13 protein-coding genes and 1 tRNA gene are annotated in these 14,420 nt (G+C 64.8%); 4 read left to right on the forward strand and 10 right to left on the reverse strand.

Annotation, left to right across the window (positions count from 1 at the left end):
* Positions 1 to 3: 3 nt before the first annotated feature.
* Together gltA and gltX are read right to left on the reverse strand one after the other, a co-directional pair.
* Positions 4 to 1,299 carry a citrate synthase gene (gene gltA, locus ILP92_RS03940; RefSeq protein ID WP_198915066.1) on the reverse strand — a complete coding sequence of 432 codons (1,296 nt, stop codon included), beginning with the start codon at positions 1,297 to 1,299 and terminating at the stop codon, positions 4 to 6.
* A 62-nt stretch (positions 1,300 to 1,361) separates the two neighbouring features.
* Positions 1,362 to 2,798, reverse strand: a complete 1,437-nt coding sequence (gene gltX, locus ILP92_RS03945) for a glutamate--tRNA ligase (protein WP_198915067.1) — start codon at positions 2,796 to 2,798, stop codon at positions 1,362 to 1,364.
* Positions 2,799 to 2,860: 62 nt separating this feature from the next.
* On the opposite strand from gltX, the gene ILP92_RS03950 reads away from it, so the two are divergent.
* Positions 2,861 to 4,954 (forward strand): ComEC/Rec2 family competence protein, encoded by a 2,094-nt coding sequence (locus tag ILP92_RS03950; RefSeq protein ID WP_368667836.1) that lies wholly within the window; start codon positions 2,861 to 2,863, stop codon positions 4,952 to 4,954.
* Here ILP92_RS03950 and lexA read toward each other — a convergent pair.
* The 5 genes from lexA to tyrS all read right to left on the reverse strand — a co-directional run bounded on the left by lexA (position 4,948) and on the right by tyrS (position 9,616).
* Complete coding sequence (lexA, locus tag ILP92_RS03955; protein WP_198915068.1) at positions 4,948 to 5,652, reverse strand: transcriptional repressor LexA; 705 nt, start codon at positions 5,650 to 5,652, stop codon at positions 4,948 to 4,950. The two genes, ILP92_RS03950 and lexA, sit on opposite strands and share 7 nt — an antisense overlap.
* A gap of 75 nt (positions 5,653 to 5,727) precedes the next feature.
* Positions 5,728 to 6,900, reverse strand: coding sequence for a molybdopterin molybdotransferase MoeA (locus tag ILP92_RS03960; protein ID WP_198915069.1), 1,173 nt, complete (start codon positions 6,898 to 6,900; stop codon positions 5,728 to 5,730).
* Positions 6,897 to 7,376 (reverse strand): cyclic pyranopterin monophosphate synthase MoaC, encoded by a 480-nt coding sequence (gene moaC / locus ILP92_RS03965; RefSeq protein ID WP_198915278.1) that lies wholly within the window; start codon positions 7,374 to 7,376, stop codon positions 6,897 to 6,899. Before moaC ends, ILP92_RS03960 begins: the two co-directional genes overlap by 4 nt.
* Entirely contained in the window at positions 7,373 to 8,182 is an 810-nt protein-coding gene (gene trpC, locus ILP92_RS03970; protein ID WP_198915070.1) for an indole-3-glycerol phosphate synthase TrpC, read from the reverse strand. Before trpC ends, moaC begins: the two co-directional genes overlap by 4 nt.
* Before the next feature lie 96 nt (positions 8,183 to 8,278).
* The gene (gene tyrS, locus ILP92_RS03975; protein ID WP_198915071.1) at positions 8,279 to 9,616 is read right to left on the reverse strand and encodes a tyrosine--tRNA ligase; all 1,338 of its coding nucleotides are present in this window, start codon (positions 9,614 to 9,616) and stop codon (positions 8,279 to 8,281) included.
* Positions 9,617 to 9,681: 65 nt separating this feature from the next.
* Here tyrS and ILP92_RS03980 point away from each other — a divergent pair, with 65 nt between their 5' ends.
* On the forward strand, positions 9,682 to 10,812 hold the full coding sequence (locus tag ILP92_RS03980; RefSeq protein WP_198915072.1) for an anhydro-N-acetylmuramic acid kinase: 1,131 nt from the start codon (positions 9,682 to 9,684) through the stop codon (positions 10,810 to 10,812).
* Between the two features lie 307 nt (positions 10,813 to 11,119).
* Here the strand turns inward: ILP92_RS03980 and ILP92_RS03985 are convergent, their stop codons facing one another.
* On the reverse strand, positions 11,120 to 11,614 hold the full coding sequence (locus ILP92_RS03985; protein ID WP_198915073.1) for a Hint domain-containing protein: 495 nt from the start codon (positions 11,612 to 11,614) through the stop codon (positions 11,120 to 11,122).
* Between the two features lie 185 nt (positions 11,615 to 11,799).
* Here ILP92_RS03985 and ILP92_RS03990 point away from each other — a divergent pair.
* Positions 11,800 to 11,884, forward strand: a tRNA-Leu gene (locus ILP92_RS03990).
* Positions 11,885 to 11,907: 23 nt separating this feature from the next.
* The gene (gene tig / locus ILP92_RS03995; RefSeq protein ID WP_198915074.1) at positions 11,908 to 13,242 is read left to right on the forward strand and encodes a trigger factor; all 1,335 of its coding nucleotides are present in this window, start codon (positions 11,908 to 11,910) and stop codon (positions 13,240 to 13,242) included.
* A gap of 278 nt (positions 13,243 to 13,520) precedes the next feature.
* Here tig and rplI read toward each other — a convergent pair whose 3' ends face one another.
* Both rplI and rpsR read right to left on the reverse strand, forming a co-directional pair.
* Complete coding sequence (gene rplI, locus ILP92_RS04000) at positions 13,521 to 14,177, reverse strand: 50S ribosomal protein L9 (RefSeq protein ID WP_198915075.1); 657 nt, start codon at positions 14,175 to 14,177, stop codon at positions 13,521 to 13,523.
* An 11-nt stretch (positions 14,178 to 14,188) separates the two neighbouring features.
* Positions 14,189 to 14,416: a 30S ribosomal protein S18 gene (gene rpsR / locus ILP92_RS04005; RefSeq protein ID WP_005852865.1), complete on the reverse strand. Its 228-nt coding sequence runs from the start codon at positions 14,414 to 14,416 to the stop codon at positions 14,189 to 14,191.
* Positions 14,417 to 14,420 lie beyond the last annotated feature (4 nt).

Raw genomic sequence — 14,420 nt, forward strand, 5'->3', positions numbered from 1 at the left:
GTGTCAGCGATTCTCGACGTTCACGTAATCGCGGTAGGTCTCGCCCAGGTAAAGCTGGCGCGGGCGCCCGATCTTCAGTTGCGGATCGCTGATCTGCTCTTTCCACTGGGAAATCCACCCGACCGTGCGCGCCAGCGCGAAGATCGGTGTGAACATGGCGGTGGGAAAGCCCATCGCATCGAGGATGATGCCCGAATAGAAATCCACGTTGGGATAGAGCTTCTTTTCGGCGAAATAGGGATCTTCCAGCGCGATCCGCTCGAGCTCTTTCGCCACCTGAAGGGTCGGGTTGTTCTCGATCCCCAGCAGGTCCAGCACCTCGTCGGCGGATTGCTTCATCACCTTCGCGCGCGGGTCGAAGTTCTTGTAGACCCGGTGGCCGAAGCCCATCAGGCGGAAGGGATCGTTCTTGTCCTTGGCGCGCTTGATATATTCGGGGATCTGGTCGGCAGTCCCGATCTCGCGCAGCATTTCCAGGCACGCCTGGTTCGCGCCGCCATGGGCCGGTCCCCAGAGGCAGGCGATGCCCGCGGCGATGCAGGCAAACGGGTTGGCGCCCGAGGACGAGGCAAGGCGCACGGTCGAGGTGGACGCGTTCTGCTCGTGGTCGGCGTGCAGCGTGAAGATCCGGTCCATGGCGCGGCTGAGGATCGGGTTCACGACGTAGTCTTCAGCAGGCACGCTGAAGCACATGCGCAGGAAATTGGACGCGTAGTCCAGGTCGTTGCGCGGATAGACGAAGGGCTGGCCGATGGAATACTTGTAGGCCCAAGCGGCGATGGTCGGCATCTTGGCGATCAGGCGGATCGACGCGACCTCGCGCTGCCAGGGATCGCTGATATCGGTGCTGTCGTGGTAGAAGGCCGACATGGCACCCACGACACCGACCATGACCGCCATCGGGTGCGCATCGCGGCGGAAGCCCCGGAAGAAGTTCATCATCTGCTCGTGCAGCATGGTGTGCTGTGTCACGCGATGCTCGAAATCCTCGAGCTGCGCGGCGTCCGGCAATTCGCCGTAAAGCAGCAGGTAGCAGACCTCGAGAAAGTGGGATTTCGCGGCCAGTTGGTCGATGGGATAGCCGCGGTGCAGCAATTCGCCCTTGTCGCCGTCGATGAAGGTGATCGTGCTGTCGCAGGCGGCGGTCGAGGTGAAGCCCGGATCGTAGGTGAACACACCGGCCTGCGCGTAGAGCTTGCGGATGTCGATGACATCGGGACCGGCGGTGGGCGTGTGGATCGGCAGCTCGACCTCGGTATCACCGAAGCTGAGTTTCGCGGTCTTCTGTGCGTCGGCCATGGCCTGATCTCCCTTGTTCCATTGAGCCACGGCGGCAAGGCGCGCGGGTCTCAATCCATACTTCAGGACGTCTGCGGCCCTGTTCTCACGGCGTCGCCGATGCGCGCCAGCGTCTCGTCGCGTCCTACCACGATCATCATGTCGAAGACACTCGGGCTTGCCGTTCGTCCGGCCAAAGCGGCGCGAAGCGGTCCGGCGATCTTGCCCAACCCTACGCCATGACTTTCGGCCAGCTTGCTGGCCGTAGCCTCAAGCGTATCACGGTCCCAGCTAGCAGTTTGCAGGTGCGGCGTCAATTCTGACAGGATCCCGATGGATGCCGGGCCAAGCTGCTTGGCAGCCTTGGGTTCCAAGGCGATAGGCCGAGTTGCGAGTGCGAAATGAGCCTTCTCGAGCAGTTCGGGAAAGGTCTTCGCCGACGATTTCACCAGCGGCAGGGCCGGGCGCAACGCGTCTTCCGTCGCCTGGTCCATCTCGGGCAGACGGGCGGCGCTTTGCCACGCCCGCAGGCCCGCGATGAGCGTATCGTCGTCGAGCATCCCCATGTGTTGCCCCGAGATGTGGTCCAGCTTCTTGAAATCCAGCCGCGCGGGTGACTTTCCGATGCCTTTCAGGTCGAACCAGTCCTTCGCCTGCTCGGTGGTGAAGACCTCGTCGTCACCGTGGCTCCAACCCAACCGCGTCAGGTAGTTGCGAACGGCCGCGGCCGGATATCCCATCGCCGCGTATTCCTCGATCCCGAGGGCCCCGTGGCGTTTCGACAGTTTCTTGCCGTCCTCGCCGTGGATCAGCGGGATATGCGCGTAAATGGGCACGTCCCAGCCCATGGCGGCATAGACGAGCATCTGGCGCGCGGTGTTGTTCAGGTGGTCGTCCCCGCGAATGACGTGGGTGATCCGCATGTCATGATCGTCGACCACCACGGCCAGCATGTAGGTGGGGCTGCCATCGGATCGCAGGCAAATCATGTCATCGAGCTGGTCGTTGGCGATGACGACATCGCCCTGCACCCTGTCCGCAATCACGGTCTTGCCGTCGAGCGGCGCTTTCACCCGGATCGCGTAGGGCGCGTCGGGATGGGTGGCCGGATCGGCATCGCGCCAGGGCGAGCGGAACAGCGTGCTGCGGCCTTCGGCGCGGGCCGTTTCGCGGAAGGCTTCGATGTCTTCTTGGGTCGAGAAGCACTTGTAGGCCGCTCCCGAGGCCAGCATCGCGTGCGCCACCTCGACGTGGCGCGCGGCGCGGCTGGCCTGGCTGACTGCGTCGCCGTCCCAGTCGAGCCCCAGCCAGCGCAGCCCCGCGAAGATCGCCTGGGTTGCGTCATCCGAAGAGCGCGCGCGGTCGGTATCCTCGATCCGAAGCAGGAACTTGCCGCCGCGCCCGCGGGCGTAGAGCCAGTTGAACAGCGCCGTCCGCGCTCCGCCGATATGCAGAAAGCCGGTCGGCGACGGGGCGAAACGGGTGACGACCGGGGCGTCGGTCTCAGGCGCGTTAACCATTCGTAAACCATTTTGGGAGAGCGTTCGCAGCGGTCTAGTCAATCCTTTCGGGGGAAACAAGGGTGCCCCTGGCGCTGCTTTCAACCACGCTGTCGGCCCTGCGCCTGGACGGCCAGCGCGGCGCGCTGGTGCCGTGGATCCCGGTATGCCTGGCCTGCGGGATCGGTGCCTATTTCGCTTTGCCGGTCGAGCCTTCCACACGCCACTGGTGGATCCTGGCGATCGTGTTGCTGCTGTCGGTCGGCGGATTGCTCGCGGGCTTGCGACACTGGCCGTTGGCGGTGGCGCTGATCCTGATCGTTTTTGGCTTTGGCTTGGCTGGCCTGCGCACGTACATGGTTGCGGGTCCGGTTCTGGACTGGCGATATTATGGACCGGTGACGGGCCGGGTGGTCACGGTCGATCGCTCGGGATCCGACAAGATCCGCCTGACACTGGACCGCGTGAAGCTTGACCGCGTCGCGCCGGAGGAAACGCCGCTGCGGGTCCGCGTTTCCCTGCACGGGCAACAGGACTGGCTGGATCCGAGCCCCGGCCAAAGGATCGGCGTCACGGCACATCTGTCGCAGCCGCAAGGTCCGGTCGAGCCAGGCGGTTTCGATTTCCGGCGCATGGCCTGGTTTCGCGGCCTGGGTGCCGTGGGCTACGCCAGATCGCCCGCGATCCTGGTCCGGGACGACGATGGCACCCGTCCGATCGGTCGCCTGCGCATGGCCATTTCGCGCCACGTCCGCACGGTCCTGCCGGGTGAGGCGGGGGCATTCGCCGCTGCCATCACCACGGGCGATCGCTCCGCCATGGGGGCCGAAACCTTGGCAGCCCTTCGGGCGTCGAACCTTGCGCATCTGCTGGCGATCTCGGGATTGCACATGGGTTTGTTGACCGGAGCGGCCTTCTGGGCCCTGCGGCTGGCGTTTTCGCTGGTTCCCGGATGGGCCTTGTCGCGGCCCGTCAAGAAATACGCGGCCCTGGGTGCCTTGGCGGTGGGCGCGGTCTATCTGGCGCTATCGGGCGGCAACGTCGCGACGCAGCGGGCGTTCATCATGGCCGCCGTCATGCTGGTCGCCGTGTGCCTGGACCGGCGGGCCGTCACGCTGCGCGCGGTTGCCGTGTCGGCCACGATCGTGCTGATCCTGCGCCCCGAAGCACTGACCGAGCCGGGCTTCCAGATGTCGTTTGCCGCGACGACCGCCCTGGTGGCCGCATTCCGGATGATGCGCGACCATGCGCCGGTCGGGACGGGAAAATGGCGCAGATGGCTCCTTGCCCTGGTGTTCTCGTCGCTCGTCGCCGGGGTCGCGACGGCACCCTACGGAGCGGCGCATTTCAATCAGCTCTCGCATTACGGCCTGCTGGCCAACGTGCTGGCCGTCCCGGTCATGGGGACGTTCGTGATGCCTGCGGCGCTTCTGGCGGCCTGCCTTGCGCCCCTCGGCCTGAGCTGGATCGGCTTTTGGCTGATGAAACCGGCGGTCGAGTGGATCATGGCGGTGGCCCACCAGGTCGCCGCACTGCCCAACGCCACATCCCATGTTCAATCCGCGCCCGCGGGCTTCCTGGGGCTGTTTTCACTGGGGATGCTTCTGCTCATCCTGTGGCGTGGGCCGATGCGGTTCTCGGGCGTGGCCGTCGCGGTGGCTGCGATTGCGCTGTGGGTCAACGCCGAGCGTCCGGCCGTGCTGATCGCCCCGTCAGGTGGGCTGATCGGCGTGATGCAGGAGGGCAAGCGCCACTTGTCCAAGCCGAAGGGTGACGGATTTGCCGCGCGGGTCTGGCTTGAGAATGATGGCGATCTGACCGAGCAGTCGGCGGCCGCGGTCTTCGAGCCGGGCCATCGCTTCTGGGCGTCGGGGCTGAGCATCGTTCAGATCAGCGGGCGCGGGGCTGCTGATCGGGCGCGCGAATCCTGTGCCGAAGGCGGCCTGGTGGTGGCCAGCGTCGAGGTTCCGGATGCCGCCGGATCGTGCCTGCTGCTCGACAGCGTGGATTTGACCCGGACGGGCGCGGTGTCGGTGCGGGTTCGGGACGGGCAGGCGCATCTGACGTCCGCGCGCGCCAAGACAGGTGCGCGCCCCTGGAACTCGGGACCCGCGCTTCCCGAGGCGTTGCCGACCCTTTCGATCACGCCCGACAAGGTCCTGATCGACGGTCAGTAATTGCGGATCAATCCCACCAGGCGGCCCTGGACCTTCACCTGGTCGTCGGAAAAGAAGCGCGTCTCGTAGGCTGGGTTCGCGGCTTCCAGCGCGATGGTGGACTTGTTGCGGCGGAACCGCTTCAGCGTCGCCTCGTGGCCTTCGACCAAAGCGACCACGATATCGCCGTTTTCCGCGGTCGACGTCTCGCGGATCACGACGACATCGCCATCGTTGATCCCGGCTTCGATCATCGAATCGCCCTTGACCTCGAGCGCGTAATGCGACCCCTTGCCGGACAGCATCTGGCTTGGAACGGCCACGTTGTGGGACACTTCCGAGATCGCTTCGATGGGCACACCCGCCGCGATCCGGCCCATGACCGGCAATTCGACAGCGGCCACTTCCACCGACAGCGCGGCGCGCGGGGGTGCGGCGTCGGGGCGGTCGCCGTCGATGACCTGCGGCTGAAATCCTTGGGACGCAGGGCTCTGACCCTCCAGCGCCTCGGGCAATTTCACGATCTCGATCGCGCGGGCGCGGTGGGCCAGGCGACGGATGAAGCCGCGTTCTTCCAATGCGGTGATCAGGCGATGGATGCCCGACTTCGAGCGCAGATCCAGCGCTTCCTTCATCTCGTCGAAGGACGGAGGAACGCCGTCGCGCTGCACGCGCTTGTTGATGAAAGTCAGCAATTCCAATTGTTTGCGGGTCAGCATGATAAAATCGATCCTTGACCGTTGCCAGGTTGTTCGCCTTAGGTTCTAGGCGCGTTCCTGATTTGTGTCAACGCCCTAGATAGCGATGTAGTCCAGCCTGTCACCTGCCGCGCGCGCCTTGTCGTTCGGGGGGCGGCGCACAAGGGCGTTCGCGTGGGCCAGCACGCTCAGAAGCGAACTGTCCTGACGCTCGGCGATGGTGAGCGCGCCGTCGCAGAGCGTGGCGCGCATGTAATGTTCGCGGGCCCCGTTGGGCCCGATCGGTCGCGCCAGCGGGGCCTGATGCGTGGTGCGCGCGCGTCCCGCGCGTCCAAGCAGCATGTCGATGGCGGGGCGGATGAAGATCTCACCACAGACCATGGACGAAACGGGGTTTCCCGGCACACCGATCATGGGAATGCCGTCGAGGCGTCCGGCCATCAGGGGTTTGCCCGGGCGCATGGCGATCTTGTAGAAGCTGCGCTCCAACCCGCGCGCGGCCGCGACATCTGCAACAAGGTCGTGGTCCCCGACTGACGCGCCGCCGATGGTGACGATCAGGTCCGACCCGCGCGCCAGGTCGAACGTGGCCCCGAGCGACGCCTTCGTATCCCGCGCGATGGGCAGAAGCCGCGCCTCGGCGCCCGCCCGTTCGACCAGGGCGGCAAGCCCGAGATGGTTGGAAGCCACGATCTGCGCGGGTCCCGGCACTTCGCCAGGCGCCACCAGCTCATCGCCCGTCGCGATGATCGCCACCTTGGGCTTTCGCGTCACCGCGACCGTGCCGTGACCCAACGCCGCCAGCAGCGCCAGATCCACGGGGCGCAACGGGTCTTTGAAGGTGATTTCCTGGCCGGCCGTGAAGTCCTGGCCCGCCGGGCGGATGTGGAGGCCGGTATCGAGCCCCTCTGACAGGCTGATCGTGTCGCCGCTTACGCGGACGTCTTCCTGGATCACCACGCGATGACCGCCGAGCGGGACCAGGGCGCCGGTGAAGATGCGAACGGCCTGCCTCTCCTGCAGGACGCCATCGAAGGCATGTCCGGCAGCACTTTCGCCGACCACGGTGAATTGATCGCCGGGCGAGGCTTGTTTCGTCGCGATGGCGTAGCCGTCCATCGCGGAGGCATCGAACGGGGGTTGGGTGCGCAGGGCCGCCACGGGGGAAAGAACGGTGCGCCCCAGGGCGTGACGAAGGGGGATGGTTTCGGTCTCGAGCGGCGTGAGCAGGGCGAAGATCCTCTCGAGCGCCTCGTCGACCGAGATCACGGCGCCGCCTCGAACCGCCCCGACTTGCCGCCATCCTTGTAGAGCAGGCGGATGCCGCCGATCTCCATGTCCTTCTGCACCGCCTTCACCATGTCGTAGATCGTCAGGCAGGCGGTCGAGACGGCGGTCAGCGCTTCCATCTCGACGCCGGTCTGCCCGCCGGTTTTCACGGTGGCGGTGACGCGGATGCCGGGCAGGTCGCGGTCGGGCTCGAGCTCCAGCGCGACCTTTGTGACCGGCAGCGGGTGACAGAGCGGGATCAGGTCGGCGGTCCGCTTGGCGCCCATGATGCCCGCCAGCCGTGCGACACCCAGGACGTCCCCCTTCTTGGCGCGGCCTTCGGTAATCATCTCAAGAGTTTCCGGCGCCATCTTCACCCATCCCGCGGCCCGCGCCTCGCGTGCGGTCGACGGCTTGTCGGAAACATCGACCATGTGGGCGTTGCCCTGGCTGTCGAAATGGGTGAGCGGCATCAGCGACCCCCGGGGGCGTAGGGATCGGACAGCAAGGTGCGGGTGGCCTGGGCGACGTCCTGCTCGCGCATCAGGCTTTCCCCGATCAGGAAGGCGCGGGCGCCGAACCGGGCCAGGTCGGCCAGGTCGGCGGGGGTCGACAGGCCGGATTCGGACACGATCAGCCGGTCGGCATCGACCCGGCGCGCCAGATCGCGGGTCGTCTCGAGCGATGTCTCGAACGTGTGCAGGTTGCGATTGTTGATGCCGATCAACGGCGATTTCAGGCGCTGCGCGCGGTCGAGCTCGTCCGCGTCGTGGACCTCGATCAACACGTCCATGGACCAGTCCTGCGCGGCGGCTTCCAGATCGGCGGCCTGACTGTCGTCGACGCTGGCCATGATGATCAGGATGCAATCGGCGCCCAGGCTGCGTGCCTCGGCCACCTGCCAGGGATCGTACATGAAATCCTTGCGCAGCACCGGCAGATCGCAGGCCTTGCGCGCGGCTATCAGGTAATCCTCGTGGCCCTGGAAGCTAGGCGCGTCGGTCAGCACCGACAGGCAGGTTGCGCCGCCCTTGGCGTAAGCCTGGGCCAGCGCGGCCGGGTCGAAATCGGGCCGGATCAGGCCCTTGGACGGGCTGGCCTTCTTGATCTCGGCGATCAGGCCATAGCCTTCGCGGGTGGCGTCGCTGAGCAGTTCCGCGAAGGGGCGGGGGGCCGGTGCGTTGCGCGCGGCTGTTTCGATGGCGGTCTGGTCCCGCTCGGCCTTGCGGGCGGCGATCTCGTCCAGCTTGTAGGCTTTGATCTTGTCAAGAACGGTGGGCATGTATGTGTTTCCGCTGATGTCGGAGGGGGGCAGTCTGCCCCCCGCGGCCCCTGGCCGCCCCCCCGAGTGCTGTTTCATGAAGATAGGGGAAGGGGCTCATGGAGCGAGGGTCACCAGCGCATGGCGCTTCTTGCCGGCAGTGAGCTTCAGAGGGAACTGTTCGGCCGATATCATTTCAGAGGGATTAGAGACATCCTCGTCGTTGATCTTAGCTCCTCCGGAAGTAATGAGCCTTTTAGCCTCCTTGCCGGAGCCTGCGAGACCTGTTTTCACGAAGAGAGATGAGGCTGGAATGTGAAATTCTCTCTCCGCTTTTGTCAGAGTTGATACAAACTCGTTTCTTTCAGCGAGGCTCATTTGGCCAAGATAAGCGGAATTCTCGCCAATCCAGATGAGATCTGACCGTCTCAATGCGAGGGTGGGCAGATCTTCGCCAACGCCGCCCCGCTCGAACACTTCGCGCGCAGTGGCCTCGGCGGCCTCGGCGGCGGCGCGGCCGTGGCAGAGGGCCGTCACCTCGTTGGCCAGGATCACCTTGGCCTCGTTGATCTCGGCGCCCTGAAGCGCGCCTAGGCGATCGCATTCGTCCACCGGAAGTTCGGTGTAGAGCTTGGCAAAGCGGCCCACGTCGGCGTCGGTCGTGTTGCGCCAGAACTGCCAGAATTCGTACGGTGACAGCATGTCGGCGTTCAGCCACACGGCACCGCCCTGGCTTTTGCCCATCTTGCGCCCATCCGACGTCGTCAGAAGCGGCGAGGTCAGGCCGAACACCGTGACGTCGCTGACGCGGCGGGTCAGGTCGATGCCGTTGACGATGTTGCCCCACTGGTCCGAGCCGCCCATCTGCAGCAAGCAGCCATAGCGGCGGTTGAGCTCGAGAAAATCGTAGGCCTGGAGGATCATGTAGTTGAATTCCAGGAAGCTCAGCGATTGTTCGCGGTCGAGGCGCGACTTCACCGACTCGAAGCTCAGCATGCGGTTCACGCTGAAATGGCGGCCGATATCGCGCAGGAATTCCAGGTAGTTCAGGTCGTCCAGCCACTCGGCATTGTTCAGCATCAACGCGGCATCGGTCCCGTCGCCGTAATCGAGATACTTGGCGAAGACGCCTTTCATGCCGTCGATATTGGCGTCGATCTGCTCGGGCCCGAGCAGCGGGCGTTCATCCGACCGGAAGCTCGGATCGCCCACCTTCGTGGTGCCGCCGCCCATCAAAGTGATCGGCTTGTGCCCCGTCTTCTGCAGCCACCGCAGCATCATGATGTTGAGCAGATGGCCCACATGCAGCGACCGGGCGGTCGCGTCATAGCCGATATAGGCGGGCACGGTGCCCGCGGTCATGGCGGCGTCAAGCCCTTCGTAGTCGGTGCAATCGGCCAGGTAGCCGCGCGCGATCATCACCTGAAGGAAGTCGGATTTCGGCTGGTAGGTCATCGGATTTCGTTCCATCCTTCGCGGGCAGGTCTCCGTATATCGGGGGCTTGGTAGAAGGGAAAGCCATGTTGAAAGCTGCATTGAAAGCGGGGCCGGTCTGGGCGCTCGGCGCGATGTCCGGCACGTCGCTGGACGGAGTGGACGCGGCGATGGTGCTGACCGACGGGGCCCGGATCTTCCAGTTCGGGGCCAGCGACTATCGGCCGTATTCGAGCGATGAACGCAAGGTGTTGCGCGCTGCGATGGGCGGCTGGGACGATCTCGACGAGCCTGCCGCGGTCGTCGAGACCGCCCATGCCGAGCTTCTGTCGCAGATGACCGGTGCGCAGGTGATCGGTTTCCACGGACAGACGACGGCCCACGATCCGGGCGGTCGCGGCACCTGCCAGATCGGAGACGGGCGCATCCTGGCGCATGTGCTGGATTGCCCGGTCGTCTGGGATTTCCGCAGCGCGGATGTCGAGATGGGCGGGCAGGGCGCACCGCTTGCGCCGTTCTTCCACCATGCCTGCGCGCGGTGGATGAAGGCCGATGCGCCGCTGGCGTTCCTGAACCTCGGCGGCGTCGGCAACCTGACCTGGGTCGATCCCAGTATCGAAAGCCCGGCCGATCCGGGGGCCTGCCTGGCGTTCGACACGGGCCCCGCGAACGCGCCGCTCAATGACCTGATGCAGGCGCGTCTGGGGCGCGACATGGACGAGGATGGCGCATTGGCGTCTCAGGGATCCCCGAATGCAGCGGTGCTGGAGCGTCTGGCGGGCCACGCGTGGTTTCACAAGATGCCGCCCAAATCGCTGGACCGGGACGCGTTTTCGTGGCTGACCGACGCGGTGGCGGACCTGTCCGATGCCGATGCCGCGGCGACGCTGACCGCGGCGGCCGCGGCCTCGGTGGCGCTGGGGCTCGAGCATTGCCCGTCGCCGCCAGCGCGTGTCCTGGTGACGGGCGGTGGAAGGCTCAACCCGGTGCTGATGGAAATGCTGGCGGCGGGCTGCACGTGCCCGGTCGAGCCGGTCGAAACCGTGGGCCTGGACGGCGACATGCTGGAAGCCCAGGCCTTTGGCTACCTCGCCGTGCGCGTGGCGCGGGGCTGGCCGACCTCGGCGCCTGGCACGACCGGCGTCGTCGCTCCCGTGGGCGGCGGCGTGCTGTCGATGCCGGGGGACGCGGCGCGGATGCTCGGCGAGGCGTCCTGAACACGCGCATTGCGCTGCGTATGAATTGGGTATGCCACGTCGCTCTGACTACGGTCGTCGGGTTCAACTTTCGACGGTCGGGCTCGAAAATACGGGGCAGGGCAGGATACGGACACTGGTCAACGGCCGAGCGGCGCGATTGCTTCATTCAGCCCTGAACAGCATCACTATCGTTCTGCATCGGGATTTTGCATGGGTCGTCGATGTGCTCTGACCAGACGTCACTGCTTTGCCGTGGTCGATCGGGACTTATTGCTGCGCAGCAGCGCTTGTCCATCCTAGATCCGACAGACGATCCGGCCTTGGATTATTCGACGACGGTGGCCGTGGTCAGGGTCATCGCCAGCTCGACGCCTTCGGCATAGATGATGTGCGCGGCATCGAAGACCAGTTGGAACGTGCGCAGGGCCGATGGCGTGGCCGCTTGGCGGATGTGCTCGCCGTCGGCGATGCGGGAAGCGGGAACCAACGCGCTTTCGGCGCCGTAGAGCGCGCGGGCTTTCCAGCCACGCACGAGGATGTGCTGATCGGGCCCGACGACGATATCCTGTTCGGGACGGTCATGGGCCAGGACCGATGCGCTGATCGTCACGGCGCTCAGGGCCACGTGATTGGTCACCTTGATCCCGCGCAGAACGCTGACGCCGCCATCGCGCGTCACGATCCGGTCGCCCGGCGTCAGGAATTCGACCGGAATCATGCCATCGAGCGTCATGACCCGGGTTCCGGTGACCAAACCTGCCTCGGTCGTATCGAGCTTGGCGTGGCGTTGGGCGCTGTGGGCGGGCTGCTGATGGGACATGGTTCTGCCTTCTCGCTGTCGGTCCCCCTTCCTTGCGGCCAAATGTGTCAAAAGTTCGTTAGCAAACGGGATTTCTGTGCCTTTTTTGCAAGTCTCGCCCCTGTATTTTGGCCTCGCATCCCCGTCGCCGCTTTGCTAGGAAGGCGCGAATTTTCGGGGGTGGCCAGCGGTTGCCCCTTCGCTTTGCGGGTGTGGCGGAACTGGTAGACGCACTTGGTTTAGGTCCAAGCGCCGCAAGGCGTGGGGGTTCGAGTCCCTTCACCCGCACCAGAGAGATGAGAAGGAAGAACGGCATGCAGGTCAACGAGACCCTGAACGACGGCCTCAAGCGTGGCTACCACATCACGGTGACGGCCGATGAGTTGAACGCCAAGGTCGACGAGAAGCTGAAAGAAGCCCAGCCCGGGGTCGAGATGAAGGGCTTTCGCAAGGGCAAGGTGCCGATGGCGCTTCTGAAGAAGCAATTCGGGCAGCGCCTGATGGGCGAAGCGATGCAGGAAGCCGTCGATGGCGCCATGCAGCAGCATTTCGAAGACAGCGGCGATCGCCCGGCGATGCAGCCCGACATCAAGATGACCAACGAGAATTGGAAGGAAGGCGACGATATCGAGGTCGAGATGACCTACGAAGCGCTGCCCGAGATCCCGGATCTGGATGCCTCGAGCCTGACGCTGGAAAAGATGGTCGTCACCCCCGACGAATCCGCGGTGGACGAAGCGCTGGAAAAGCTGGCCGAGAGCGCGCAGACCTTCGCGACGAAGAAGGGCAAGGCGGCCGATGGCGACCAGGTCGTGATCGATTTCTCGGGGTCGATCGACGGCGAAAAGTTCGACGGCGGCACCGCCGAGGATTATCCGCTGGTCCTGGGCTCGAACAGTTTCATTCCCGGTTTCGAAGACCAGCTGAAAGGCGCGAAAGCCGGTGAAGAAGTCGAGGTGAAGGTGAACTTCCCCGAAGACTACCAGGCCGATCATCTGGCCGGGAAGGAAGCCGTCTTCGCCTGCACCGTCAAGGAAGTCAAAAAGCCCGCCAAGGCGGAGCTCAACGACGAGCTGGCCAAGCAGTTCGGGGCCGAGGATCTGGAAAGCCTGAAGGGCCAGATCCGCGAGCGCCTGAGCGCCGAATACGGCCAGGCCGCGCGCGCGGTGATGAAGCGCCAGCTTCTGGACCAGCTCGACAAGAAGGTCAGCTTCGATCTGCCGCCTTCGCTGGTCGAGGCCGAGGCAAGCCAGATCGCGCACCAGCTGTGGCATGAGGACAACCCGGACGTGCAGGGCCACGATCACGACAAGATCGAGCCCACCGAAGAGCACAAGACGCTGGCCGAGCGCCGCGTGCGCCTGGGTCTTCTGCTGGCCGAGCTGGGCCGCAAGAACGAGATCCAGGTGACCGACGCCGAGATGACGCAAGCGGTGATGAACCAGGCGCGCCAGTATCCCGGCCAGGAGCGCCAGTTCTTCGAATTCGTCCAGAACAACCCGCAGGCCCGCCAGCAGCTGCAGGCGCCGCTGTTCGAGGACAAGGTCGTGGACCACGTCTTCGACAGCGCCGAGGTCACCGAGAAGGAAGTGACCAAGGAGCAGCTGCAGGAAGCGGTCGAAAAGCTGGAAGAGGACGAAGCCGTCTGAGCGGACGGGCCTTCGGACTCAGAAAAACGCGCCTTCCGGGCGCGTTTTTTTTTGTGGCTCACCAGGCGGGAACTTGGCTGCGGTTTGAACACGGGGTCCGTGAAAGAAGCCGCCCATGTTTGCTATCGGGATTGCAGAAAAGCTTCCGATGAACGCGTTACGGCCAATGCCTGAGCGAATTGGTGTTGAGCTCGGGGCAGGCCCGGTCCCGGCAGCCCATAAAAAAGGACCGCACGGTCACACCATGCGGTCCTTTTTTCGATGTTTTGGACTGTCGACTAGTCTTCGTCGTCCGACAGGCGATCATCTAGTTCGGTCTTGTCCAGTGTCGCGGGCTGAGCGGTCTCTTGCTCGTCGACGGTTTCGAGCTCGTCCAGCTGGGCGGCACCGATATCGTCGAACAGCTCCTGGATCTCGAACTCGGCGGCGGCTTCTTCTTCCGCGGCCAGTTCCTGGATCGACTTGCCCTGGGCCTGAAGCTCGGCTTCTTCCTGGGACCGTGCCACGTTCAGCTGGATCGTGACGTCGACCTCGGGGTGCAGCGTGATGATCACGTCGTGCAGCCCCAACTCCTTGATCGGAGCGGCCAGCGCGACCTGCTTGCGGTCCACGTCGAAGCCGTTTTCGTGGGCGGCATCGGCCGCGTCCCGGGTCGAGACCGAGCCATAGAGCGCACCGCCGTCCGAAGCCGAACGAATCACGATGAACTGTTGGCCTTCCAGGCGGCTTGCCAGATCTTCGGACTCTTTCTTGGTCTCAAGATTGCGGGCTTCTAGCTGGGCCTTCTGGTCCTCGAAGGCCGCGACATTGGCCTTCGACGCCCAAAGCGCCTTTTTCTGGGGCAGCAGATAGTTGCGCGCGTAGCCTTCCTTGACGGACACGACATCGCCCATCTGGCCCAGCTTCGCCACGCGTTCGAGAAGAATAACGTCCATGGTCTTCCTCCTTATTTCACGGCGTAGGGCAGCAGGGCCAGGAAGCGGGCGCGCTTGATGGCGCGGGCCAGCTCGCGCTGCTTCTTGGCCGATACGGCGGTGATGCGGGACGGCACGATCTTGCCACGCTCGGAGATGTAGCGTTGCAGCAGGCGCGTGTCCTTGTAGTCGATGGCAGGTGCATTGTCGCCCGAGAAGGGGCAGACCTTGCGGCGGCGGAAGAACGGTTTTGCAGCCATTTGT

It is taken from the genome of Palleronia pontilimi, from assembly GCF_016412875.1.
In the GTDB taxonomy this organism is placed as follows: Bacteria; Pseudomonadota; Alphaproteobacteria; order Rhodobacterales; family Rhodobacteraceae; genus Palleronia; species Palleronia pontilimi.